Origin of the sequence: Fischerella sp. JS2 (genome assembly GCF_032393985.1) — a bacterium.
Taxonomy (GTDB): domain Bacteria; phylum Cyanobacteriota; class Cyanobacteriia; order Cyanobacteriales; family Nostocaceae; genus Fischerella.
The window spans coordinates 6,221,192-6,247,541 of sequence record NZ_CP135918.1 but is presented as its reverse complement, the minus strand read 5'-3'; the positions used below and the strand labels follow the sequence as shown (position 1 = coordinate 6,247,541).

The 26,350-nt window shown below is 41.5% G+C and carries 17 protein-coding genes; 9 read left to right on the top strand and 8 right to left on the bottom strand.

Annotated features, from left to right (window positions below; all coding sequences use genetic code 11):
- Positions 1 to 132 precede the first annotated feature (132 nt).
- On the bottom strand, positions 133 to 1,440 hold the full coding sequence (locus tag RS893_RS26760; RefSeq protein WP_315788632.1) for a cation:proton antiporter: 1,308 nt from the start codon (positions 1,438 to 1,440) through the stop codon (positions 133 to 135).
- A 570-nt stretch (positions 1,441 to 2,010) separates the two neighbouring features.
- Here RS893_RS26760 and RS893_RS26755 point away from each other — a divergent pair.
- From RS893_RS26755 to RS893_RS26745, 3 genes are all read left to right on the top strand, one after another.
- On the top strand, positions 2,011 to 4,617 hold the full coding sequence (locus tag RS893_RS26755; protein ID WP_315788631.1) for a PAS domain-containing protein: 2,607 nt from the start codon (positions 2,011 to 2,013) through the stop codon (positions 4,615 to 4,617).
- Between the two features lie 23 nt (positions 4,618 to 4,640).
- Entirely contained in the window at positions 4,641 to 5,066 is a 426-nt protein-coding gene (locus tag RS893_RS26750; RefSeq protein WP_315792110.1) for a response regulator, read from the top strand.
- 189 nt (positions 5,067 to 5,255) lie between these two features.
- The gene (locus RS893_RS26745; RefSeq protein WP_315788630.1) at positions 5,256 to 7,520 is read left to right on the top strand and encodes a hybrid sensor histidine kinase/response regulator; all 2,265 of its coding nucleotides are present in this window, start codon (positions 5,256 to 5,258) and stop codon (positions 7,518 to 7,520) included.
- Between the two features lie 60 nt (positions 7,521 to 7,580).
- Here RS893_RS26745 and RS893_RS26740 read toward each other — a convergent pair whose 3' ends face one another.
- The 4 genes from RS893_RS26740 to RS893_RS26725 form a co-directional block, all read right to left on the bottom strand.
- Positions 7,581 to 9,830 carry a TolC family protein gene (locus tag RS893_RS26740; protein ID WP_315788629.1) on the bottom strand — a complete coding sequence of 750 codons (2,250 nt, stop codon included), beginning with the start codon at positions 9,828 to 9,830 and terminating at the stop codon, positions 7,581 to 7,583.
- 65 nt (positions 9,831 to 9,895) lie between these two features.
- Positions 9,896 to 11,464 carry a circadian clock protein KaiC gene (gene kaiC / locus RS893_RS26735; RefSeq protein ID WP_315788628.1) on the bottom strand — a complete coding sequence of 523 codons (1,569 nt, stop codon included), beginning with the start codon at positions 11,462 to 11,464 and terminating at the stop codon, positions 9,896 to 9,898.
- A gap of 83 nt (positions 11,465 to 11,547) precedes the next feature.
- The gene (gene kaiB / locus RS893_RS26730) at positions 11,548 to 11,868 is read right to left on the bottom strand and encodes a circadian clock protein KaiB (RefSeq protein WP_026086155.1); all 321 of its coding nucleotides are present in this window, start codon (positions 11,866 to 11,868) and stop codon (positions 11,548 to 11,550) included.
- Between the two features lie 300 nt (positions 11,869 to 12,168).
- Positions 12,169 to 12,519, bottom strand: a complete 351-nt coding sequence (locus RS893_RS26725) for a circadian clock protein KaiA (RefSeq protein ID WP_315788627.1) — start codon at positions 12,517 to 12,519, stop codon at positions 12,169 to 12,171.
- A gap of 1,589 nt (positions 12,520 to 14,108) precedes the next feature.
- Here RS893_RS26725 and RS893_RS26720 point away from each other — a divergent pair.
- Complete coding sequence (locus RS893_RS26720) at positions 14,109 to 17,498, top strand: ATP-binding response regulator (protein ID WP_315788626.1); 3,390 nt, start codon at positions 14,109 to 14,111, stop codon at positions 17,496 to 17,498.
- A gap of 1 nt (position 17,499) precedes the next feature.
- On the opposite strand, the gene RS893_RS26715 is transcribed toward RS893_RS26720, so the two are convergent.
- Positions 17,500 to 18,405, bottom strand: a complete 906-nt coding sequence (locus tag RS893_RS26715; protein ID WP_315788625.1) for a glycerate kinase — start codon at positions 18,403 to 18,405, stop codon at positions 17,500 to 17,502.
- 259 nt (positions 18,406 to 18,664) lie between these two features.
- A complete protein-coding gene (locus RS893_RS26710) occupies positions 18,665 to 18,997 on the bottom strand; it encodes a DUF565 domain-containing protein (RefSeq protein WP_315788624.1) in 333 nt (110 codons plus the stop codon).
- A gap of 506 nt (positions 18,998 to 19,503) precedes the next feature.
- Between RS893_RS26710 and RS893_RS26705 the strand changes: the two genes are divergently transcribed.
- Both RS893_RS26705 and RS893_RS26700 read left to right on the top strand, forming a co-directional pair.
- Positions 19,504 to 20,058: a hypothetical protein gene (locus RS893_RS26705; RefSeq protein WP_315788623.1), complete on the top strand. Its 555-nt coding sequence runs from the start codon at positions 19,504 to 19,506 to the stop codon at positions 20,056 to 20,058.
- A gap of 242 nt (positions 20,059 to 20,300) precedes the next feature.
- The gene (locus RS893_RS26700) at positions 20,301 to 22,256 is read left to right on the top strand and encodes a glycosyltransferase family 39 protein (RefSeq protein ID WP_315788622.1); all 1,956 of its coding nucleotides are present in this window, start codon (positions 20,301 to 20,303) and stop codon (positions 22,254 to 22,256) included.
- 201 nt (positions 22,257 to 22,457) lie between these two features.
- On the opposite strand, the gene RS893_RS26695 is transcribed toward RS893_RS26700, so the two are convergent.
- Complete coding sequence (locus RS893_RS26695) at positions 22,458 to 23,021, bottom strand: hypothetical protein (protein WP_315788621.1); 564 nt, start codon at positions 23,019 to 23,021, stop codon at positions 22,458 to 22,460.
- A 442-nt stretch (positions 23,022 to 23,463) separates the two neighbouring features.
- Here RS893_RS26695 and RS893_RS26690 point away from each other — a divergent pair, with 442 nt between their 5' ends.
- From RS893_RS26690 to RS893_RS26680, 3 genes are all read left to right on the top strand, one after another.
- A complete protein-coding gene (locus RS893_RS26690; protein WP_315788620.1) occupies positions 23,464 to 24,360 on the top strand; it encodes a sensor histidine kinase in 897 nt (298 codons plus the stop codon).
- Positions 24,357 to 24,992, top strand: coding sequence for a response regulator transcription factor (locus RS893_RS26685; protein WP_315788619.1), 636 nt, complete (start codon positions 24,357 to 24,359; stop codon positions 24,990 to 24,992). Before RS893_RS26690 ends, RS893_RS26685 begins: the two co-directional genes overlap by 4 nt.
- A gap of 77 nt (positions 24,993 to 25,069) precedes the next feature.
- Positions 25,070 to 26,188 (top strand): alpha-hydroxy acid oxidase, encoded by a 1,119-nt coding sequence (locus RS893_RS26680; RefSeq protein WP_315788618.1) that lies wholly within the window; start codon positions 25,070 to 25,072, stop codon positions 26,186 to 26,188.
- Positions 26,189 to 26,350 lie beyond the last annotated feature (162 nt).

Sequence of the window (26,350 nt, the reverse complement as noted above, 5' to 3'; positions counted from 1 at the left end):
ACGAAAGGCAGAGGGCAGACAGCAGAAGGAATATATTTCTTTTTACAAAGAAACGTGAAAGTGTTGTTTGTTAGTAATTGTTTGTTAATTCTGCCAAACAACAAACAACAACCAACAAACAACAATATTTAGTTATACATTTGGTACTTGTTGAGGTGACGATTGTTCGTATACTGTACCTTGCAACAACATGTTGACTAATGGTGATGCCATCAAGGTAGTAATGATCGCCATAATGACCATGATAGTAAATAAAGTTGGAGTAATAATACCTTGTTCTAAACCAATATTGAGAATAATTAACTCCATTAGACCACGCGCATTCATCAAAGCGCCGATTGTTGCAGACTCACGCCAAGTTTCCCCTGCCAACTTAGCTGCAAGCATACAGGCAATCCCTTTACCAAAAATAGCGATCGCCACAATTAAACTTGTAATTAGCCATAAATATGGTGTATTTACCAATCCAATTTGAGTGTTTAATCCAGAAAACACAAAGAAGATAGGTAATAAAAACGCAGTGGTCAAATATTCTAAGCGATCGCGAAGTTGTTCGGCAAATTCACCTCTTGGCATTGCTGTACCCAATATAAACGCACCAAAAACTGCATATAGCTTGATTGCATCTGTTAACCAAGCACAAAACATCAAAACTATCAACACTAAGATCAAGGTTTGGATCGTCAAGCCACCATCACGCCTTGTCATCCGGGTGAATATTTTCAGTGTAGGTCGCCCAATAAAAATAGTAAGTAATACATAAGCTAAACCACCACCAATGGCAAAAGCTGCAATACTCGCATTAGCTTGCAAACTTGCCAGTACAATGGCTAACAAGCACCATGCGGTCGCATCATCAATTGAACCTGCTGCCAGTGCTAATGTCCCAAAGCGGGTTTTAGCGATACCACGTTCATACAACATCCGCGCTAACATCGGAAAAGCGGTGATAGACATAGAAGCGCCTAAATATAAGGCTGCTGCCCAAGGTGTCACCCCTTCTTTAAAAAGTTCAGGTTGACCGTATAAAAAGAAAGCTGCTATTGCACCTAAGCCAAAGGGTACAAGTATGCCTGCCCCAGAAACTAAACCTGCACTTTTGATACGTTGCTTAATCAGATCAGTGTTGAATTCTACACCAATCAGGAACATATATAGCACTAGCCCAATTTGACTAACAGCAAAGAGAATTGACATTGAAGGGTTGGGAATCTTCTCTCCGGTTGCTAGTATCAGTGGTGCATTAGGAAACAGCCATTGCTGTAATTCAGGTGCGATCACCCCAAATAGTGATGGCCCTAACATTACACCTGCAATCATTTCGCATACTACATCTGTTTGTCCTAGAAAGCGCTTTCCCAGAATAGTGACGATGCGACAAGTAGCTAAAATGACTGTTAATTGCAGCAGTAGCTTCAAAACGAGTTCAAAATTCGACATCGGATTCCTTTGTGGAGGAGTAGCTTATTTATCTACAAGCCAAATTTGGCAAAATCCATACACAAGCCAATAAATCAGCTATTTTTCTTTTGATAAATACATTTGTATACTTGGAGACAAGTTAATGTATAGTAGGTAGAAGATAATTTTTTTTACACATTGTTAACATGAGTTTGATAAGTATTATCAAACTAAGCAATTAGTTCGCTCGCAAGTAAACTGCGCTAAATACTCTTGCGAACTTAAGTTGTTCAATTTCCTCTAAAACTTTCAGTTCTCACAAATTATGGGCTTTACATAATGCGTGATTAGCACAAAAACCCTGGCTCATGCATGAACACTACTATAGTTCTTCCCTGATTGGAATTATCCTTACAATCCTACCTGGGCAGAGACCAAAAATCTTAAAAAACTCCTGTGAAAAATGAGTTTTACAGAAAAAATTTACTATTTTAAAAATTAATAAATTTATAGTGCATTTAATTTGCAAATATTAAGTAGTCAAGATATTTACTAATTTTGGGTTTTACGATTCTGAAGCTGGAATAATAATTTGCTTCACCCATATTCATGAAAGCTCTACCAAATATTCAGGAAAGGGCAAGATTAGCAGCCCTGCATCACTACCAAACACTTGATACTGTCAGCGAAACTGCTTTTGATCATCTTGTGCAGTTAGCAGTCCTTATTTGTGGTACGCCGATCGCCTGTATCAATTTTGTTGATGAGAATCGGCAGTGGATCAAAGCAAAAGTAGGTTGGGAAATCACTGAACTACCATACGATGTCGGGATGTGTCCTATCTGCATTCAGCAAAGAAATGTTTTCCTTGTTTCTGATAGCTTGGCAGATCAAGTATGGGCAGAAAACCCAATTACAACAGCGCCTTACCATGTGAGATTTTATGCTGGTATACCCTTGGTGACACCGGAAGGATATGCGATCGCCACCCTATGCGTGATGGATCGTCAACCCCGACAACTTAACACCGAACAGGTAAAGGCTTTGGAAATTTTGGCCCAGCAAGCAATGCTTTTACTGCACAAGCAATTTACCAACACAATAATAAGGGATTGCCAACATGTAGAAGCAGCACTACGGGAAAATGAACAACGCCTCAAGCTGGCATTACAAGCTGGGAAACTAGGTTCTTGGCAAGTGGATTTAAAAACTGGGGAGTTGTTTACATCTAATCAGTGCAAAGCCAACTTTGGTTTAACCCCCAAAATAGATTTTTCCTATAAAATGCTGTTTGACTGTATCCACCCAGATGATCGCGACTATGTGCGAGATTCTGTCAAGCAATCTCTAGAACAGCAAATTGATTATGAAGCAGAGTACCGATGTATTTGGCCAGATCGCAGTGTCCATTGGATATTAGCGCGGGGGCGTGGCATCTATGAAACTGATGGTACACCGATGCGGATGATTGGTGTCACCTTGGACATCACCGAACGTAAGCAAGCAGAAGAAGCCTTGCGCCAAAGTGAAGAACGATTACAGTTGGTGATCGATGCGACTAATGATGCAATTTGGGATTGGGATATTATCCACAACACATGCTTTTGGTCAAAGCGATTCTATGAATTCTTGGGTTTAGCAAACACAGACAAAAGACACTTCTATGAATCGCTTTATCAATTAGTACACCCCGAAGATCGAGAGCAATTTGCTGAGTTACTCTACCAACATCTAGAACTCAACCAGCCTTACCAAATAGAATTGCGATTGCGTCGCGTGGATGGTAGCTACAACTGGTTTTTAATCAGAGGTAAAGTCATTCGAGATCACAATGGTCGTTCGCTGCGGATGGTAGGAGTACTCAGTGATATCTCGGAACGTAAACGCACAGAAGAAGAATTAAAACAACAACATCAGCGATCGCAACTTTTAGCTGAAATTGCCCTGAAAATTCGCCAACCTCTACAAACAGAAGAAATTCTGCAAACCACTGTTACAGAAATCCAAAAACTATTACACACTGACCGAGTCATTATCTTTCGATTGTGGAATGATGGTTCCGGAACAGTGGTGCAAGAAGCACTAATCAATAGTTGTAGCTCGATTTTAGGGAGAAAACTTTTTGATCCGTGTTTTCAGCAAAATTACCAAGAAGCTTATCGCCAAGGCAGGATTAATATCATCCCTGATGTCAAAACAGAAAGTATCCATCCTTGCCACCGAGAATTTCTAGAAAATATAGGTGTTAAAGGTCACATACTTGTACCAATTATAGTCAGAGATACACTTTGGGGCTTACTAATTGCTCAGCAATGTATCCGTCCTAGAAATTGGAGTAGTTGGGAAATCGAACTATTACAACAGCTGGCAACTCAGATTGGTATTGCCTTAGCCAAAGCGCAATTATTGGAACAAGAAAGACACCGACGTGAAGAATTAGCTCGTTCCAACGCGGAATTAGAACAGTTTGCCTATGTTGCTTCCCATGATTTACAAGAACCATTGCGAATGGTAACAAGTTATTTGCAACTTTTAGAGAAAAAGTATAAAAGCAAACTTGACAGCAAAGCTGATGAATTTATTACCTACGCCGTCGACGGTGCTAGACGGATGCAAACCTTAATTAATGATTTGTTGAGTTTCTCTCGTGTCAGCACCCGTGGACAGCCTTTTGGCGTGGTTGATTGTCATACTGTTTTGCAACAGGCGCTTGCCAATCTCAAAGTTGCTATTGCCGAAACCCATGCAGTTATTACCCACGACAAACCTCTACCCCAACTCATCGCCGATAGTACCCAACTGGTACAAGTATTCCAGAACCTGATTAGTAATGCCATCAAATTCCGCAGTGAACAGCCGCCACAGATTCATATTGGCGTAGCGAAGGGACAAGGAGGACATGAGGGACGACAAGGAAGCAATTTTTCTCCCTTGTCTGTTCAGTCTTCCCAGTCTCCCTATTCCCCTACAGAAAATGAATGGCTCTTCTGGGTGCGTGATAATGGAATTGGTATCGAAGCTCAGTACTGCGATCGCATTTTTATCATCTTTCAACGTTTGCACACGCGTGGCAAGTATCCTGGTACTGGTATCGGTTTGGCAATTTGTAAAAAAATTGTGGAACGCCACGGTGGACGTATCTGGGTTGAATCACAGCTAGGTCAAGGCAGCACCTTTTACTTTACAATTCCAGATAGGATAGGTGGAGCATCGTGAATGTAAATACTTTAATAGATGTTATGCCTATTGAGATTTTGTTAATAGAAGACAATCCCGGTGATGTAGAGTTGACCAAAATTGCCTTAGAAGACAGCAAAATCTCTGTAAACTTAAATATAGTTGAAGATGGGGTAGAAGCGATCACGTTTCTACGTAGAGAAGGCAAATATGCCAATGTTCCCCACCCAGATATTGTTTTACTAGATTTAAATTTACCGAAAAAAGATGGCAGAGAAGTACTAGCAGAAATTAAAGCAGATGAAAAACTGAAGCGAATTCCTGTAGTTGTGCTAACAACTTCTCAAGCAGAAGAAGACATTCTTAAAGTCTATAATCTCTCTGCCAATTGCTATATTACCAAGCCAGTTGACTTCGACCAATTTGTCAAAATTGTACAATCTATAGAAAACTTCTGGTTTACCATTGTCAAGTTGCCGCCGGAGTAGGGGGAGGTGGGGTGATGGGGAGATAGGTGTGAGGAGTGTGAGAGGTGTGTAGACACGCAAGTGGCTTCCCGTAGGGTGGAGTAAGTATTAAACAAATAACAACCAACCACTAACTACTCACCACTAACCACTAACCACTAACCACCAACAACTAACAATCAACAAACAACCAATGACAAATGACTAAGAATGCCAGAACAACCAATCAAAGTTTTGTTGGTAGAAGACAATCCCGGTGATGTCCGTCTATTACAAGAATTCTTGTGGGATGTCACTACTGCACAGTTTCAATTAATACCTGTTGAGCGATTAGACCAGACACTGAAATTGCTCAACCAAGAGAGCTTTGATGTAATTTTACTAGATCTTTCTTTGCCAGATAGTCAGGGTTTGGAAACTTTTATTACTTTACACCACCAAGCACCAGCTATTCCGATCATTGTGCTGACTGGTTTAGATGATGAAAATTTGGCTCTGCGAGCTATGCAGGAGGGAGCGCAGGATTATCTGGTTAAAGGACAGGTGAGTGGTGATTTGTTAGTGCGCTGTATGCGCTACGCTATCGAAAGACAAAGAATTGAAGAAGCATTGCGTCAAAGTGAGGAAAGATTTCGAGTCGCGCTCAAAAACTCTCCCATTGTTGTTTTCAACCAAGATAAAGAGTTACGTTATACCTGGGTTTACAATACTTCTGCGGGTTTTATTAACGAAGAAATTTTAGGCAAACAAGATTTAGATCTGATTGCTGCTGCTGATGCCCAACTACTTTTTGATATTAAACAATGTGTCCTGTCAACGGGAATAGGAATAAGAAAAGAAGTATCAATAACTACTGCACAGGGAATACGATATTTTGATTTGACAGTAGAACCATTGCGAAATGAAGCGCAAGAAGTAGTAGGGGTGACATGTGCCAGTATTGACATTAGCGATCGCAAACTTGCTGAAGAAAAAATCCGCGAACAAGCTGCACTGTTGGATGTCACTACAGATGCAATTTTTGTCCGAGATTTAGACAATCGCGTTATTTTTTGGAACAAAGGCGCAGAAAATCTTTACGGCTGGCAAATACAGGAAGCTTACGGCAAAAAAGTTGTGGAACTTTTATATGATGATGAACCCGCAGAGGAACTAGAAATAGCACTTTTGACAGTGATTAATCAAGGTAAGTGGCAAGGGGAACTACCTAGAATTACCAAAAGTGGTAAGAAGGTTTTAGTTTCTAGTCGTTGGAGTTTAGTTTGTCAAGAAGACGGTACACCAAAATCTATTCTCACTGTTGATACAGACATTACTGAGAAAAAACAGCTAGAAACGCAATTATTTCGCGCCCAACGTCTAGAAAGTATCGGTACTTTAGCCAGTGGCATTGCCCACGACCTCAACAATATTCTCACACCGATTCTGGCTGTATCTCAACTATTACCACTGAAATTCCCTGAGATTGATTCTGGACATGAACATCTGCTAGAAATACTCGAAGATAGTGCTAGACGTGGTGCTGATTTAGTCAAGCAAGTTTTGTCTTTTGCCCGAGGTGTGGAAGGCAAGCGTATGACTTTGCAAGTCAAGCACTTAATCCGAGAAGTTGTCAAGATTGTCAAACAAACTTTCCCCAGATCTATTGAAGTGTGTATAGATGTAGCGCTAGATTTGTGGACAGTTTATGGAGACAGCACACAACTACATCAAGTGCTGATGAATCTGTGTGTCAACGCTCGTGATGCTATGCCAGATGGTGGGAGTTTGACGATTTCAGCAGACAATCTCTTGATTGATGAAAACTATGCTCGTATGAACTTGGAAGCCAAAGTCGGCCCTTACACTGTGATTACTGTAGCAGACGCTGGTGTTGGTATTCCCAGAGAAATCGTCGAGAGAATTTTTGAACCATTCTTCACTACCAAAGAATTAGGCAAAGGTACTGGTTTAGGACTTTCTACAGTTATTGGTATTGTCAAAAGCCACGGTGGTTTTGTCAATGTCTATAGTGAAGTAGGGCATGGTACTCAATTTAAGGTTTACTTGCCAGCAGCACAGGGAATAGAAATAGAGTCAACACCACACTTAGAACCGCTAGCAGGTAAAGGAGAATTGATTTTAGTAGTAGATGATGAACCTGCTATTCAAGAGATTACAAGAGCATCGCTAGAAACTCATAACTACAAAACCCTAGTGGCTAGTGATGGTATTGAAGCGATCGTATTATATGCCCAGAATCGGGACAAAATTAGTGCTGTCCTCATGGATATCATGCTACCGTCTCTAGACGGTTTAACAGCTATTCGTACTTTGCAAAAAATCAATCCAGCAGTCAAAATTGTTGCCACTAGCGGACTAGCCTCCAGCAGCAAGTTAGCGGAAGCATCAACTACCAATATCAGTGGTTTTCTGTCAAAACCTTACACTGTCAAAGAATTATTACTGGCTTTACAGAAGGTTCTGAATGGTTAGTGTTGATGGTTGATGGGTGGTTGGTGCTGTTCCAACCAACAACCAACCAACAAACCTTGACTACTGAGCAACCCTACTTAACCCTCTGGCAGTTACAGATCTTTGCAAACTAGCCAGAGCGCGATTGTAAGACAAAATCGCGCTGACAACGTTGCCTTCTGCTTCTGTTAGATCATCCTCAGCAGCAATTACATCTGTTTGAGTTCCCACACCTGCTTGGAATCGCAAACGCGCCAAGCGCAAAGATTCTCTGGCTTGTTCTAAAGCAATATTAGCGGTGTTGACTCGGTCTAAATTGGCTCTTAATTCGGAATAGGCTTGCTCTACCTGGAAGCGGATTTGATTGCGTGTATCGTTAAACTGAGTTTCAGCAATCCTAATATTAGCTCTTTGCTGATCCGCTCTGGCTCTGGCTGCTCCCCCATCAAATAAATTGAGACTGGCTTGCACTCCTAAGGAATAACCATCGGTAACGCTAATATTATCATCAAACTGATCTAATAGGTTATAACTAGCAACTAAGCTGATTTGTGGGCCCAAATCTGCCAGTGCTAAACGTCTTTGCTGTTCGCTAATATTGCGTTGTGCTAACTGTTGTTGCAGTTCCGGGCGATTTTGATAGGCTAGTACAATAGTATCTTCCAGTGGTAAATTCCAAAGACCCGCCAATCTTACAGGGTCTGCGGCATTGACACTCAGTGCATCTGGAATGTTTAATGTAGTGGCTAACTGACTGCGGGCGATTCTTTGTTGAGACAATGCCTGACTCAGTTGTTGTTGAGCATTTGCTAAAGTTACCTGCGCTCGCAGTACGTCGAATTGAGTACCCACACCCGCCCTTTCTAGAGCTTGAGCATCGCGCAAAGTCACCTCAGCGTTTCTCACAGCCGATTGTCTAATGCGGACATTTTCATCTGCTTCTTGGAGATTGTAGTAATTTTGGGCAACGTTGAGGCGAATTTCTTCAGATTGACGGGCAACATCCAATTCTTGAAAGCGTAACTGCTCCTCAGCAGCGCCGATGTTGGCTGAGCGTCTGCCTGATGTATAAATATTATAAATAAGTTGTGCCTGACCACTGAAGGATGTGCTCGGTTCATCACCGGTGGATTGACTACGAAGTTCTGGTGGTAAACCCTCTTCTTGCCGTTGTCGTACTTCTGAGGAGAGTTGGCTTTGAGCAGATTGGCTGCGGGTAATACCAGCACTCAAGTCAACAGTGGGAAATAAAGCTGCTTGAGCCTCTCGTAAAGCGGCTCTAGCTCTTTCTAATTCCAATAAAGCTATTTGTAGTTGGGTATTGTTGCGCTGTGCTAGTTCTACAGCTTGTTCTAAGGTAATTGGCTGGGTTCCCCTTTGTCTGACTTCATCTGGTCTGGTAGGAAAGAGCAAGGGGTTGCTTTTGTCAGGGTTGAGGTAATTAGGTGGAGGAGTTGTTGGCTGAGAAATAGGTGAAACAACAGGAACTTGGGGAGTTTTTGGTTGTTGGTTGTTGATGGTTGGTGCTGTAGGAGCCGGAGAAACTGCTTGCGATACTAGTTGTGGAGGGAAAGTTTGTGGAGAACAACTGATCGTATCTGGTGAGCAATTCTCGATTTCCAATAGCTTTGCAGAACCTGAACCTCTAGCGACATTTTTTAAATAAGCTGAGGCTTGGACATCGGGATTTTGTTTTAATGGTACTGGTGTGACTGAAGATTTAGGTGATTGCTGAGTCGCGATCGCATCACCTACCTCTATTGGCAATGTTTCCAGAGTAGAGTTTCTGCTAATCATGACTTCCCGCAGCTTTTGTCTGACTTGAGACGATGATGTGGTCTGCTGCACAGAGTTTTTCTCTGATCCAGCTTCAATCTCAGTAGGACTTTGCCACCCGTGCTGAGTGCCATGTTCAAAGGGAGCGATTTGCATAATTTCCGGCTGCAAGTTCGCATCAAAGATCGCAGAGGCAAGTTGATTGCTATCTATTGGCTGGGTTTGGTATGGAGTTGCTGCTAAGCTGAAAACACTTGGTACACCCTGAAAAGAAATTTCTCCTATTGGTACACCAACTGTTTTAGTAGCTATTTTGCCAACATCTTGAGTTCCAAACCGTTGCATGTTAATTGTCTTCGGTTCCCCTGGTTCTACTGATTTGATTGTGGTTGGCAAACTAGTTGCAAAACTAGTATTTTCTGCTACTAAATCTCCACCCTCTACAGGAGTAGAAATACTGGGGTTAACAACCTGCTGCGCCCAAGTTGGTTGAGTGGTTAATACTGCTGCTGTTACACCAGGTAAGAAACTATAGAATATAATCTGTCCTTTCACCGCATCCCCTCACACAAAAATAAGGCGGCTTCATACCGTTTTTTCACACAGAATATAACACGAGGCTAACTGGAAGCATCACTGCTGTCTTTGTCTTGAAAACTCTTGACAATGCGAGACAGTTCAGCTTTTTCATCGATACTAACGCGAGTCGGCGCTCCGCTGACAATTCTTTCATAATTGCGGAAAGAATCTTTAATTTCCGGGCCATCTGCTGTGATATTGTATTCGCGAATACCCTTGTCGTGCCAAGAGCCGCGCATTTTAAATACATTGATTGCCCGTGCCATTTCTCCACGAATTTCTACATACTGCAACATCAAAATGGTGTCAGTAATTGTGGAGATATGGGAGTCGGTAATCGAATGCGAACCCATAAATTGATCGGTTGTATTAGTAAAAAAGCCTGTGATTTCTTCTTGTTTGGCGTAACCCGTGACACCAATTACAAATTGTCGGAATGCATTATTACTCACACCTCGTGCTAACGCCGAGAGCGAATCAATGGCAATTCGAGAAGGTTTAAAATCAGCAATTTCTGACTTAATAATTTGTAAGTGGTCTTCTAAGCCAGTTGATTCCGGATAGGTACAAATTATTTTCAGCAATCCTTGACGTTCTAAATCCTCAAACTCTATCCCCCAAGATGAGGCGTTACGTGAGAGTTGAGCGCGCGATTCTTCGTAGGCAAATAGTATTGCCCGTTCGCCGTTTTGGCAGCCATTTTGCAAAAATTTACTGACTAATAATGTCTTACCTGTTCCTGTAGCTCCTGTTGTCAAAATGATTGAATCTTTAAAGAAACCACCACCACACATATCATCTAAGGTTTTAACTCCAGAAGATACACGTATGTTGGAAGACCTTTGAGTTAAGCGCATTGCCCCAAGTGGGAAAATATTGACTCCTTCATTTGTAATTGTGAAAGGATATTCGCCTTTCATGTGTGTTGTGCCACGCAATTTCAAAATTTCGGCGGTACGACGACGACGCTCCCCTTCCAAGACGTTGCGGACAATTACTACGTTGTCGGAAACAAATTCTTCTACCCCAAAACAAGCAACTGGGCCATACTCCTCGGTACGTTCTGTGGTGATGATAGTTGTAACATTAAGTTGTTTGAGTCGGGCTACCAAACGGAAAATTTCGCGTCGTACTACTCCAATAGCCTCGTATTGCTGAAATACGGCTGTGATGGAGTCGATCGCTACTCTTTTAGCTTTATATTTGCGAATGGCATATTGCAAACGTTCGATTAAGGCTGAGAGGTCAAAGTTACCAACAATATCTTGTCCTTCTGGGTCAGGAGAAGCATCCAAGATAAATAATTTCCCATCGTTGATTAGACCTTGCAAATCCCAACCAAAAATATACGCGTTTTTTATGATGTCATAGGGCGATTCTTCAAAAGTGACGAACACCCCTGGTTCTTCAAAATAGCTAATACCGTTGAAAAGAAACTGGAGAGAAAATAAAGTTTTGCCAGTTCCAGAGGTACCACTGACCAGAGTAGTTCTACCTACAGGTAATCCACCATGACTAATGTCGTCAAACCCCTCTATCATCGTACGAATTTTTTCTACACCACCAAATAGAGGTGCATTGTTTTTCTCTTGTTGGTCTTTTTCTCTCATCTTTTTTATACTTAACAAATGGGAATTCAACCCAGTTATTATATTAATAAATGTTGAGACTTAGTTTTATCTATTTATATAATCTATTCTGCTTGGAATTGTTCGTCTTCTGTTAACTCTTCATAAAGTAAGTCTAAACCAATCAATACTCTTTCTCTGTCTGATAAATCACCAATAATTTTCCGAACTGGTGGAGGCAATATTTTAGATAATGTTGGTGTGGCTAATATTTTATCTTCTTCTGCCAATTGTGGATTTTTGAGTACGTCTATGACTTTGAGAGTATAAACTCCTTTAAATTCTTGTTCTAATATGTTTTTAAGTGTTCTTAGTGCCATGACTGAATTGGCAGTATTCCCTGCTACGTACAACTTGAGAACATAAGTCTTTTTTATTTTCTTCATAAAGCTAGAGTTAGGGATAATAAAGTAAAGACAGCAGCTTTCGGTGCTAGCTGCTCACGACGGCAAACCTACGGCTTAAAGACAAAAAGCTTAACTTTGACTTAATTTAGGCTTCGTGCCTTCTGCTTCCCTATACTAGTACAACGCGACGGAGATCGAGATCTCACCCCAAACTTCGTTAGAAACACACCAAACTTGGTTGTTTAAATTTTTTACTTTTAATTCTGTGTAGCGATACTGGTCGAGTGTGCGCTTCAACTCTTTTATGTCAACCATCTGCAAGTCTTGATCAATCTGAATTTACTTCGGAAGCGATCGCCGATAAAGTTCACACAAGTGAGCAAGGATATCAATCAAGGTCAAGCGATAGTCTAGTAACGTTTCGTCGCTCCGTCCTTCTAATTTTAGCTGTTTGGAAAATTCATCAATTAGTTCCATATGAATTTCTATAATTTGCGGCACAGGAATATTAGCACAAAATACTGCATTGATAAATTTATCAATTTTTTCCTTCAGTGTTTTGTCTGTGGTAAAGTAATCTATAAGAATCTGGCGGTAATCTGATTTGAGTTCCTGTAAAAATGCCTGTTGTTCGGCTTTTGTCATTTGGTGAAAAAAACTCTGCTGTTCTGGCTGCTGACATCTATTCACATGTGAAATATTCGCTTGGGTTTTGATTTTTTTCTTCAGTCAAAGATGATATTTTTCAATATTGTATTAGTGGTAGTTGCTGAATAACAATCTTTCTTATTTGTCAAGTCAAACAATTTTAAATTTTGAATTGGTTCCACATATAAATCTAGGAGCTTGTACCATTGAGGAATCATTGGTCACTAGTGTTGCATATTTTCACTTAAATAATAGTGAGTTATAGTTTATTTGAGTTGTTTTACCCAAATTTTTCTGGTGGATTAAAGCATAAATTGACCTTACAACTAAATTTCTAGTTCAAAAATATAGATTATAGATATGTTTTTTACCTTGATCTAATGTTTAACTTTCCTCATAGCGTTACTAGCATCTGATTCAAGAAAATTCCGAGCAATAAACAGCATAATCAGTTTCCTATATATACACCTCCTAAACTTACCGAATTAAGAACAGTAAATAAGGATGATTGGTAATTTAGCGAACAATCTTACAGTCGCATCAGCTGCATGGTTATTTTGTAAAGTTACCTAAAGTTTGGTTCTTAACAAATTGTACAGTCTTATTAACAACTGTTACAAATGCTATTTCAAGCAAGCAGTTGAACTGTATTTTGAGGAGGGGATTAGTGCAGAGGAAATGTTAAGTCATTAATGCTTGCGATTAAACATTTCTATTTATAGACGCAGCAGATATAAAATTGACACAGATTTAGTCTCATGCTAAATCGACTGGCTTTTGCCCTTGTCCTTCATCTCTAACCAAATACAGATTCTCTAGTTTTACTCCTTAGATAAGATACTTAAACTAAGTTAAATGTTTGTCGCGTTCTAAATCATTATAATTCCTAAAGGTTTATTAGCGAATCTTTGGAGCCATAATTGTTTTAGTTGTTGCTATCTAAAGAGGCTTTTTAACACCAGCAGCACAACTGGCAACAGGAGGCTAAATTCTGAGCAGTGGTTATCGCTCATACAAACTGCTTAGCAGCAAAAGTGGAGATATGGGGTCGGTAGCTAGGCTAAAAGAAATAACACTAATGCCAGAAGCTTTTGTATTATTTCTTTCCACGCTGCACACACAGTTCCCCAAATTCCTTTGTTGGTAGGCAAAAAGTCAAGCGTCTAGGAAAAAATTTTATGATTTACCTTTTCCTAACACAAAGAACTAAATAGCCATCTTGCAACTGCATAAACCAGAACGAATGAAAAAACTTTCTTTTCTTCTGCCTACTGCATAGCTGCCTTTCTCTCAGGTTTAGGGAACTACGAAGAAACAAAACTCGGATTACGACCCCTGTAAATGTACTTAAGCTTACTGATTAGTAGGCTAGGTTAGTATCAAACCGAAAAAGAGCAAAGTTAAACGCCATCGCTCACGTAAACACTTGGAAGGTTGAATTTCTGGTTTCCAAAGCTCTTTGAGAAGCAGGTGTAAGGGTGAGTTTTTCAACCCACTTGTAACCTGAATCGCCTAATAACCGCGAATGGCAAAGTGAGGATATGGCTGGGAGCGCAAACAGCACCAGGTTAGCTACTTGGTGATGTTAGATGTTTCCGCACCGAGAGAATTATACTCGAAAGCTTATGTCAATGTTAAAGTACCCGCTCTACGAATTTATCAGTACTGTGCCCATCTGCTCAAAAACAGCAACTCTCAAGGTTGTGTTGGAAAGTTTTGAGACAGAGCAGTGCGATCGCTTGGTAGTTTTGAATGAGCAGCAAAACCCTGTCGGGGTGATTTACTCTGCCCATTTGCTACCAGAAATTTTGGCAGCAAATCAAGCAAATAGTAATAAAGCAGGGTCTTTTGATTTAGAACAAACATTGACAAGCTGGGGAGCAAGTTTGATACAACCAATACAAAATTTGCCCTCAGACTGGGGTGTTGAGGAATTTAGTTATTTGTTGCGATCGCAACAGATCAAAAATAATAATAACCGAGATTGGGCATTAATTGACTCTGAAGGTAAATTTTTAGGGTTAATAGATAGTTTACGGTTACTGCAATTTGTGGCTCGGCAAAGAACACAAATTCAACCACAAATCGAAAATACTACCAACAAAGCCAAAACCCGTCGCCGCAAAACACCCGTGGTTGCTAAGCCTACCAAGGAAGAAAAACAGGCAACGCTCGGATCTTCACCATTGCCGAATCATCCTTTAATTCAACTCTTAGAGAGACTACCCTGGCCTTTAATGCTGCAAACTAACACAGGCAAGGTTGTAACTCAAAACCCAGCATGGTGGCAGCAATTAGGAGTTTTAAAAGATCCAGAAGGAGTTAGACAGCAAGTAGAAGCAATGCTGACTCCCGCAACTCTCAAAAGCCTAGAAGATAATACTCACAAAAGGTCAGTTGATAACAGCACTACTAATCAGACCCATCATTATCAAGCTCAGCCCGTAGCCGCGAAAACTCTAATTCGAGACGATATGTCAACTAGCAGTGAAGTACTGCTACCAACAGCTACAAGCCAGTATTTAGAATTACCTACATCATTAGAACAACCGACACAATTATCTTCTAAGGTCAATCGCTGCTTTTTAGATAGCCAACATGGAACTTGTACCTGCGTTGTAGAAGTACAAAATGGTCAAGAAAGAGTCTGGCAATTTGCCAAAATTCCTTTAGACAGTCCAGAACTAAAAGTTAAAAATCCCGATTCAGACACAGCTGTTAACCCCGACTTGTGGTTAATGTTAGCCACAGATGTCACCGAACAGCAGCAGCTTTGTAAAGAACTAGCAGCAAAAAATGCTGATTTGATGCAACTAAATCGGTTAAAAGATGAATTTTTAGCCTGTATTAGTCATGAGTTAAAAACTCCTCTAACTGCGGTTTTGGGATTATCGCGGTTGTTAGTAGATCAACAATTAGGAGAACTCAACGAGCGGCAAGCCCGTTATGCTGGACTAATTCATCAAAGTGGACGGCATTTGATGAGTGTGGTCAATAACATTTTGGATTTGACCCGTATGGAAACCGGGCAAATGGAACTGATGTTAGCAATTGTTAATATTCGTACAGTGTGCGATCGCGCTGTCGGTGAGGCAAAAGCTATCCATGCCCAAAGTCGCAAAACCATCGTCTCTTCTCATCCTGAAACTGGTGGAGAAGAACACAAATTCAGTCTTTTTATAGAACCAGGTTTAGAAGAAATTGTCGCAGATGAGTTTCGCCTGCGGCAAATGCTAGTACACCTGCTATCCAATGCCTTCAAATTCACCGAAACAGGAGGAGAAATCGGGCTGCGAGTCAGTCGCTGGGAAGGTTGGATTACATTTACTGTATGGGACACAGGTATCGGTATCCCTGAACATCAACAGTATCTGATATTTCAAAAATTCCAACAATTAGAACATCCCCTGACCCGCCAGTTTGAAGGTACAGGACTGGGGTTAGTCTTAACTAGGGCCCTTGCTCGTCTCCACGGTGGTGATGTTAGCTTTTTATCTGGTGAAGGTAAAGGCAGTCAGTTTACTTTGTTATTACCGCCGAGTCCTCCGAAAGAAGTGGGAAGATTACCAGACGAGGAGATGGGAAGCAAGACGATGGGAAAATGGGAGATGGGAAGAAAGATTTCACCCCACCCCACCACCCCACCACCTCACTACAACCTCACCCCAAGCTTGCGGGAACAACAGAGGCGAAGACAGACATCCACAGTCCATCACTCTAGTTCTTCTCAACAACTAGTATTGGTTGTAGAAGCAGTTGCCCGGTATATTGAAGATTTAACCGAACAACTCACAGGTTTGGGTTATCGAGTAGTAATTGCGCGTTCAGGATGTGAAGCTGTAGAAAAAGCCCGTCGTTTGCAACCCAAAGCTGTATTTCTTAATCCCTTATTACCTCTGCTTTCCGGTTGGGATGTGCTAACTTTACTCAAATCTGATGCTACAACTCGTCACATTCCTGTAATTGTGACAGCAACGGCAGCTGAGAAAGAACAAGCATTTGCTAATCGTGCTGATGGTTTTTTGAGTTTACCTGTGGAACCTCAATTTTTAGCACCGCTATTAGAAAGTTTGTATACAATTTCCCAAAAAAAGCAGCACAACAAAGAAGCTAAAGCAACTCTACTTCATACCCCACTGCGAATTCTCAGATTAGTTCATCCTGAAAGAGACACTCTTGATTTATATCCCCTACTACTACAACATCGGATCATCGAAGTAGATGATATTGAACAGGCAGAATTGCTAGCGAGAGTCTGGCAGTTTGATGTGGTTTTATTAGATGCAGAAGTACCAGCAGCAGCAGCTTATCTACAAAAACTAAGTAAGTTTCCTCGCTTGGCAACTCTACCGTTGGTTACTTGTGATGTGAAAACCACACAGATAGCTTCTCAAATAGCTGGTTTGTCCGTGTTTCCTTGTTTAATGCGATCGCCCACAAACAACAGCGATAATAATAAAAAAATAGATGCTTTATTATCAGTGTTGCAAATCGCAGTTGGTATTTCTTGTCCTCCCAGTATCTTAGTAGTAGAATTGGCAGCACTGCCAGATTTGCCAGATGCCAAACGCAAGCACTCTAGTAGGAAAACGGAAAAAGACTTTCAAGCCACAGATTTTCCCCAGCAAGGCTTTAAACCTCTGACTATCTCTCGTGGTTCCGAGTGGTTCCAAGCATTAATTCAGTATTTGCATACAGCCGGACTGAAAGCGACGATAGGTCGGTCTTGGGAAGAATTGCTCCAACAACTCCGCCACGAAAGTGTTGATTTGTTGCTAATTTGTTTAGAAGAATCTAGGTTGAAAAAAGAAGTATACTCAGCCCTGAAAGTACTAGGAGAGTTACCTGTAAAATTGCCACCCGTTTTGGTGCTAGATCAACAATTAAATCCTGATCTTGCTCAGGAACAGTCCTTAGAAAATGCTGTGGGTGCGATCGCAACCCAAGTTTTGCCTCGCTCAATATCAATGGAAAATTTGCTCAGTCATATTAATCAAGCTTTGGCAAGTAATGAATTATGAATTATGAATTGTTTGGTGTATAGATATTACCAAAACTATGATCGGAGTTGATTTCAATTACTAAATCAACTAGTGTTGGAGATTCAACTAAGGGTTTGATAAATAATTCTGGGTGAAGAGAACACCAAAAATACTTGACAAATTTCTCAATTTCTGTATCTGTCATACCTGGCTTACCAAGAGCAATCATTTGCTGTTCGGCTTGTTGGCGCCACTTTAGAGAAAGTCGGTAATCTTTGGGATACAGCACAATTAAGCTATCTAATCTTTCCCACAGTGGCAGATAATCACGCAGTTTATGATTGATATCACGGGCAAAAGCTTGATCTTCGGGAGTCAGAATCGGCGACGGTGGGTGATCAAATGCACTGGGAGCAATTGGGCGTACACCAACAAACCAACCTTCAAATAATACAATGTCTGCATTTGTCACAATTTCTGGGGTAGTTCTATCACCTGCACCGTTGTATGCTGACTTATCAAAGCGAGGCACTGACACTGGCAGTTCACAGCTACGAATTTTGTCTAGTACAGTTAAGCCTAACTCAACATCATGAGTTCCTGGTGGACCACGCCAAATTAAGCGGGGATCATACTGTTTGAGAATTTGGCGATCGCGATAGGTTTTGTAGAGGTCATCCAAAGACAAACTCAGGCTATCATATCCCAACTGTTCAAGAATCAAAGCTAATACCCGACACAAAGTAGTCTTACCTGTTCCTTGTCCTCCCAAAATACCTTGAATCAGTGGACGATTTAGTTGCTGTCGATGGGATACTAACTTTGTAGCCAAAGGTAGCCACACATTACGCAACACCTCGGATACAACTTGGGGCTGCATCTGAAGATGAGTTTGGCAAAATTCCAGCACATCAGGATAGACAGATTTGAATAAGTCATTTGTCATTTGTTAGTGGTTAGTAGTTAGTAGTTAGTAGGTACAGAGGCGAGGAACATCGCGTCTGTACAATAGTAGTTAGTTGTTCTTTTACATGACTTACTCCCCACACTCCCCCCACTCCACCCTTACCTTAAGCCGCTACGCGTCTACACACTCCCCCCACTCCACCTTGCGGGAAGACGCTTGCGCGTCTACACACTCCCCACAGCCCCTAATCCCCTCCAGGAGACCCCGAGTTCCCCATCACCCCATCTCTCCACACTCCTCACGATCCCAGCTTAAATGCTTCCAAAAATAAACTGTAGGTGAGACCAACTTTCAGGTAGTTAAGTGCTTGCGACCAGAAGACTTGTCGTGCCAAGACGCTACGATGGTAAAATATCCTACTGGCAATTTCTGTTGCTAACACTAAAGTTCCAGCCACTACAATATCCCATTCTGCTGTTTGTCCAGCTGTAGTTGCTACTGCGCTTCCAAGAAAAAAACCGAATAAGAAACTGATTATTAATATAGATATGCGTCGCCAAGGATTGAGAACCCATTGTGCTAACTGCCTAGTAAGTACATTGAATAAGTTGTTGAGACGAGTATTTTGCATGATAGAGATACTACTTAAAACAGTAGAAATGTCAGTGTTTAAGAGGATAGGTATGTAAAAAAGTGTTTTTCCTCAATATTTACACTGCTATACTCTTATACTCCCATACCCAGCCTGAGAAGGACTTTGAGCAAAATTTGATCAGATATTCCCATCTTAAAGATATTAGGTTTAGCATAAAGTTATGTGGATATGATTTGAAGTTGTTTTGGATTTAGGGTGAACACAAAAATTAATGCATAATATCATCATTTTGAGCTAAAGCGAAGAAATGAAGCGTCAAGGAATTTTTTCCTAACTTCCTTCGATATTGATGCTTATGATGACACAGATTATACATATTGCCCTTAATTCTCAAAAAGCTAGTATCGGCAATTAAACCAGTTACTAGTTATTTGTGATTGGTGACATAGTTTTAATGTTCACTGAATCAATGATCGCTGTAGACAGTGGGCTAGTATCTTGAACGAGCCTAGAAAAAATACTTATTTGTAATAATTATCAATATGAAATTGCCAATCTACCGTCATGCTGTTCTCGCAGCTGCCTGCTTGGGATTGCTATTGCTGTCTGTAGGGTGCTATGAAGTTAAAGTATCCTTTGAGGCGGATCAACCCTCTGAATCTCCTACAAACACTCACTCAGAAACTGCGATCGCTTCTACTTTAAATTCTTCTGTACCGACACCGTCAAAATCTTTATTTACATATCATCAAGGCTCAACGGTCAAAGCAACAGGCCAGGGAATTTTACGCATGAGTAATCAAACCGAACAGCCAGTCCGCCTTGCTTTACTAGCACGGAAAGCGGGAGTTAAAAGTAATTCTAAACAAAGCTATGCAGTTCCAGCACATTGGGATTTTGCCCCAGGAGAAGGTAGTGAAAAGGGTCTGATTTTATCGCTACCTAACAGTAGCATCAAAATTGAAAAGGGAGATATTTTAGTTGCCTTTGCACAGGATGGTTCCCGTCGCTACTGGGGACCTTACGTGGTTGGCGAAACTCCTGCCCCTGTGTGGAACCCACAAAAGCAAGAATGGGAGTTGATTCTCAGTCAATAGTTGATGGGTATGACTTGAAAGTAACCTCACTCCGTCCTGTCGGAACCCCTCTCCTTACCAAGGAGAGGGGGAAGAGGTGAGGTTTTTCATTAATTTTGATGTACCCAGTTCATGACGGCTACTTATTTAGCATTTTTAGCATTGCTTCTGAAAACAAAGAACAAAAAATTACAGTTAAACGACTATTGACTAGTGACCCTTGACCATTGACTATTGACTATTGACTATTGACTTGTGACTCAATGACAATTCGCGCTCTTGACCAGTTGTTAACTAGGATTGGCAAACGTCCAGCCTTTGCGATCGCACTTTCAGCTTTATGGTTGATTTTAGTTGGTGGGATCGCATTTTTTTGGCATTTGGGCAGTATTGGGCTAATAGATGAAACCGAACCTTTGTTTGCCGAAGCTTCCCGCCAGATGTATGTAACAGGCGATTGGATCACGCCGTTTTTCAATGGTAAAACTCGCTTTGATAAGCCTGCTTTGATTTACTGGTGTCAGGCGATCGCATACAGTATTTTTGGTGTAAATGAGTGGGCTGTACGTCTACCAAGTGCGATCGCGGCAATGGCTGTAATTAGCTTGGCTTTTTACACTGTGCAATGGCAACTGGCAAAACAAGATGCCTTAGAACAAGTTTTTCGTCCTTCCAGGCGCTGGTTAACTGCTGGCATAGTAGCAGCTGTAATGGCACTTAATCCCGAAATGATTGTTTGGGGAAGAACAGGTGTCTCGGATATGCTGCTCACTGGCTGCATAGGATCAGCATTGTTGTGCTTTTTTTTGGGATATGCCAGTCAGGAGGAATCGGGGATCGGGGACAGGGGACAAGGAGGACACGGAGAATATCACACTCCTCACACTCCTTACACTCCCCATACTCCCCCCACTGCCCCTAATCCCCACCTCCCCAATAAATGGTATCTAGCTTGTTACGTACTAATTGCTGGTGCAATTTTGACTAAAGGCCCGGTGGGCATTGTTTTGCCAGGGCTGATTATCGGCGCGTTTTTGCTTTATCTAGGCAAATTACGAGAGGTTGTGCAACAAATGCGCCTTTTGCTAGGTATGGTGATTATTTTGGGCTTATCACTGCCTTGGTACGTGCTAGTGATTTGGCGCAATGGCTGGAATTACATTAACTCGTTTTTTGGCTATCACAATATTGAACGCTTTACAGAAGTAGTCAATGGTCATAGAGCTCCCTGGTATTTTTATTTTTTGGTAGTATTACTGGGTTTTGCTCCATACTCAGTGTACTTGCCGTTATCAATGGCAAGGTTGAAATTTTGGCAGCGCAAGTATTGGTGTTCTCAAGAGCGATCGCAACAACTTGGTTTATTTGCCTTTTTCTGGTTTGTAAGCATTTTCGGCTTTTTTACCATTGCCGTCACCAAACTTCCTAGCTACGTCTTACCCTTAATGCCAGCAGCAGCCATCCTAGTAGGACTTTTGTGGAGTGATTTGCTCAAAGATAACAGAATAAAAGAACAAACAGATGTCTTTACTTCCCCCACTCCACCCTTACGGGAAGCCGCTACGCGTCTACACACTCCCCCCACCCCTCCCCCTCCCTCACCCTCCCCCTCCTCCTTCCTCTGGACTGGCTGGGTCAATGTAGTATTTGTATCAGCGATCGCAGTAGCACTGTTCTACGTACCCCGGTTAATAGGTGCTGATCCGGCTGCACCACAATTTCGCCAAATGCTGCAACAGTCAGGTTTGACAACATTGGGAGGCGTAATCTGGTTAGCGTGTGCAGTGGTATTGGCAGTGGTAATACTGCGTTGCCGTTGGCGTCATTTGATTGGTGTGAATTTGTTGGCGTTTGCGCTGTCTTTAATTTTTGTCCTGACTCCAGCTTTGTTTTTGATAGATCAACAGCGTCAGTTACCTTTAAGAGAATTAGCAGCGATCGCAGTCCAAGCCGAAAAACCAGGTGAAGAATTAGTCATGGTTGGCTTTCAAAAACCCACCGTTGTTTTTTACAGCCAACGTCCTGTAAATTACATCAAAATGAGTGCAGCCGCAGGAGATTATGTGAAAAATCAGGCTGGGAATAAAACACAATCTGATTCAATTTTAGTTTTAGCTCAACCGAAAAAGTTTCCAGAAATGGGTTTGCAACCAAACAGTTATCAAAGTTTAGGAAAAAGTGGCGCATATCAATTAATTAGAGTACCTTTCAATCGATAAATTATTGATAATTGATTGTGTTGATTATTGTTTGGAATTGAAATTGCAAAAATTGAGATATTCAGATCCCCAATTTCTTAAAGAAATAGGGGATCTAATTGTTAACTCATGATTTAGGAATACTATATATCAAGATGTGTTGAATAACATCTCAATATATATTGTAAACTACACAGATTTTATGTTTTACTAATCGCTGCATCATTGTTCACTAGTAATCGCAGGTTCATTTACCATTGAAATAGCCATATCTATCATCTGCTGCTGAGACACATCCCGAGTTGAACCTCCTCCCAATCCTACTACGTATTCCAGTCCTTCTTGTTTCCAAAAAACGTATTGGCTGATGCTATTTCCTTGACCTCTGGTAATATAAAAGCCACTAATACCATGTCCCAAATCTACTGGAGTGATACTGTCTCCTTTAGGAGGCCAATTTTTAGATACCTCTGGAGTGAAAACGCCAAACCCTCCAGCAGTACAAGCAGAAGGGTTGTTGGAAGCAGAACAATCTGGTGTATTTGCCAGGCGAACTTCAAAGACTTTATTATCAGAAGCAATGTAGGGATAAAGCTTGACCTTGGAGGCTGCGGGAGGCAGAGAGTCAGGCAAACGCATTTTCAATCCCTTTGGTAACTGAGTGCGAATATCATTAATTAAAGGTCTAAAGACAGATGCTGGTTCAGCTCCAGATTTAGAAGAAATAACTAAACTAGTTACAAGAACTGATATAGCAAAAGAGTTGAAAATAATCTTGCGCTTCATTTGCTTTTTCCTAAGAAACGATCATCTCCCCATCAGAGTATCGAAGTAAACTTCGCGATCGCTTTATCGAAAGTCATCTAAAATTCATGACGAAAGTCATGTTTTAAATTCAACAGAATCTTGCATGATGTGAACCGTGAAGATATTTCGCTGCCTCTAGTTCAATGAAGCTGTTCGCAAACCGTGTTTTCTCTTTTTGTTGGATATTGCGATGGGTAGAATGGGTGATCTTGCTAGCAAATCTCTTTTCTGGCTTGATCAGCAATTATTTTCAAGAACACCCGCATTCACTGCCCTTATTTATTGCTTTTAATATTGCGTTCTTTTTCCTCAGTTTGATTTTTCCGCTTCAGCGTCCACTTTGGCAAAGAAGAGCTTTCATTGCTGTAGAAATAATATTAATTGTCTCTGCTGTCTGGCTGCGTTTTTGGTTTACAATCTTATGTATTTTGTTCTTGCCAAGAGTTGCTTTTTTCTCAGCCGCAGAGATGTCATCCTGACAGTGATTTTTACGGGAATTGGCTACTTGTCTGGTGAAGCTTGGTATCTTCCACAACGCATAACAGAAACTGTTGCTCAACTTCAATCTCATGGCTCAGAGCATGTATATGACGCTAAGGCGATTTTGTTGACTAGTTTGCTAGATTACATAGGAGCTAGCCTGTTTGTAATTTTACTGGGCTTTGTGATTGTTGCGGAGCGCAAAAGCCGACACAGAGCAGAAATTTTAGCCAAGGAAGTGGAAACTTTAGCAGCAGACTTAGAACGTACTCGTATAGCTCGTGAAATACATGATTCTCTTGGTCATACCCTCACTACTCTTGATGTTCAGCTAGAACTAGCCCAGAAATTACACCAACGTAATTCTGCTCAAACTCTACAAATACTGGACACTGCCAAACATCTTTCTAGTCAATGCCTTCAAGATGTGCGTCGCGCTGTACAAACAATGCGCCGCTCAGATTTTGATCTCAATCAAGCACTCAGGAACCTAGTCAAGCAAATCCAGCAAAACCAATCCTTAATAGTGCAGGCGGATATAAATTTACCACCATTACCTCTGCAAACTAGTCATCAACTTTACTGCATTATTCAGGAAGGGCTGACCAATATTCAAAAACACGCTCATGCCTCTAGTGTCATTCTCCGAGGACAGTCTACTATCAATGCCATCATTCTGGAGTTAGAAGACGACGGACAAGGCTTTGATCCTGATTTCCCCCATTCTGGTTTTGGACTACGGGGAATGCAAGAGCGGGTACAAATACTGGATGGTAAGCTGAATATTAAAAGTGTCCCTGGTCAAGGTACTCATATTTTGATCACAGTCCCTCGATGATTCGGCTTTTGCTTGTAGATGATCAACATTTATTTCGGCAAGGATTAGCATCCTTGTTGTCACTAGAAGAAGATTTAGAAATTGTCGGTGAAGCCAATGATGGTAATGAAGCGATCGCCCTAACTGAAAAACTCCAGCCAGATGTGATTTTGATGGATGTACGGATGGCTGTTTGTGATGGGGTAGTTGCCACTCGTGAAATTCACCAACGCTATCCCTGGATCAGAATTTTGGTACTAACAACCTTTGATGAAGATGAATACATTTGGCAGTCACTACAAGCAGGTGCTTTGGGTTATCTACTCAAGAGTACTCCCTCTGGGCAACTAGCAGCAGCAATCCGTACCCTAAATCAGGGATATAGCCAACTAGGCCCAACCATCGCCCCTAAAGTCTTTGCTCAAATCAACCCTCCTGCGCCCAAACCAACAAGCTACCAACACTTATTCAGTGAACGTGAATTAGAAGTGTTAATGTTGTTGGGTCAAGGGAAAAACAATCGAGAAATAGCTCAGACACTCTATCTCACTGAAGGTACGGTAAAAAACTACATCACTCAAATTCTTTGCCAGCTTGGAGTACAAAATCGCACTCAAGCAGCATTATGGGCGCAACAGTATTTGAGATATTGATTTGTGCCTGTTCTGTTCCTTCTCTTCACAAAAGAATTTAATTTTGTCCAATTACTTAATTTGATCCTGGAGTTGTAGTGGAAGAATCAGAAAAGTACTTCACCAAACCACTGAACTTATTCGAGTATGAACAGCAAGCCCAGAAGTGCTTGTCTCCTATGGCTTGGGACTACTATGCTAGTGGGGCTTGGGATGAAATCACATTGCGCGATAATCACGCTGCTTTCGACAGAATCAAACTTCGTCCCCGTGTGCTAGTCGATGTGAGTAGCCGCAACTGCACAACCAAGATTTTAGATCAACCTCTGCAAATGCCTCTGTTAATTGCACCGATGGCATTTCAATGTCTTGCTGATCCTGATGGAGAATTAGCAACAGCCAAAGCTGCATCGAGTGCAGGTGTGGGTATGGTGTTGAGTACGATGTCTACCAAAACTCTTGAAGAAGTCGCCCAAGTTTATCATTCGCAAACTCCAGATGCACCTTTGTGGTTTCAGTTATATATCCATCGCGATCGCAATCTCACCCGTACTTTAGTAGAACGTGCTGATGCAGCAGGTTATCAAGCGCTGTGCGTCACTGTCGATGCACCTGTGCTTGGGAGACGGGAGAGAGATACACGTAATCAATTCACCCTACCACCAGGTTTGCAACTCGCGAATCTTACCACCCTTTCCGGACTCAACATCCCTGATCAACAGGGAGAATCTGGGTTATTTACTTATTTTGCCCAGCAACTCGATCCTTCAGTCACTTGGCGGGATTTAGAATGGTTACAATCTATATCTCCCTTGCCCTTGGCAATTAAAGGAATTTTACGCGGTGATGATGCTGTGCGTGCTGTTGAATGTGGCGCGAAGGTGATCATTGTTTCTAATCATGGTGGACGACAACTAGATGGTGCGATCGCTTCCTTGGATGCTTTAGCTGAAGTAGTCAAAGCTGTAGATGGACGTGCTGAAGTGATTGTAGACGGTGGTATCCGCAGAGGTACTGATATTCTTAAAGCTCTAGCCTTGGGGGCAAAAGCTGTACTTGTCGGGCGTCCTGTGTTGTGGGGATTAGCTGTAGACAGACAAGCTGGCGTGGATCACGTTCTCGAAATTTTACGCAATGAACTTGATTTGGCAATGGCATTAAGCGGTTGCACCAAGTTGGAAGATATTGATTCTAGTTTGTTGGTGGTTAGTAGGTAGAGACGCGATGTTCCTCGCGTCTGTACATTGGTTAGTTGTTTTACTTCTCACACCCCTCACACCCCTACACCCTTACTCCCCACACCCATTTTCAAGCTACATTTGGCAAGCTAGTGTTTTTACTTATACAATCGAGTACAGGCTTTGTTGTATCCAACACAA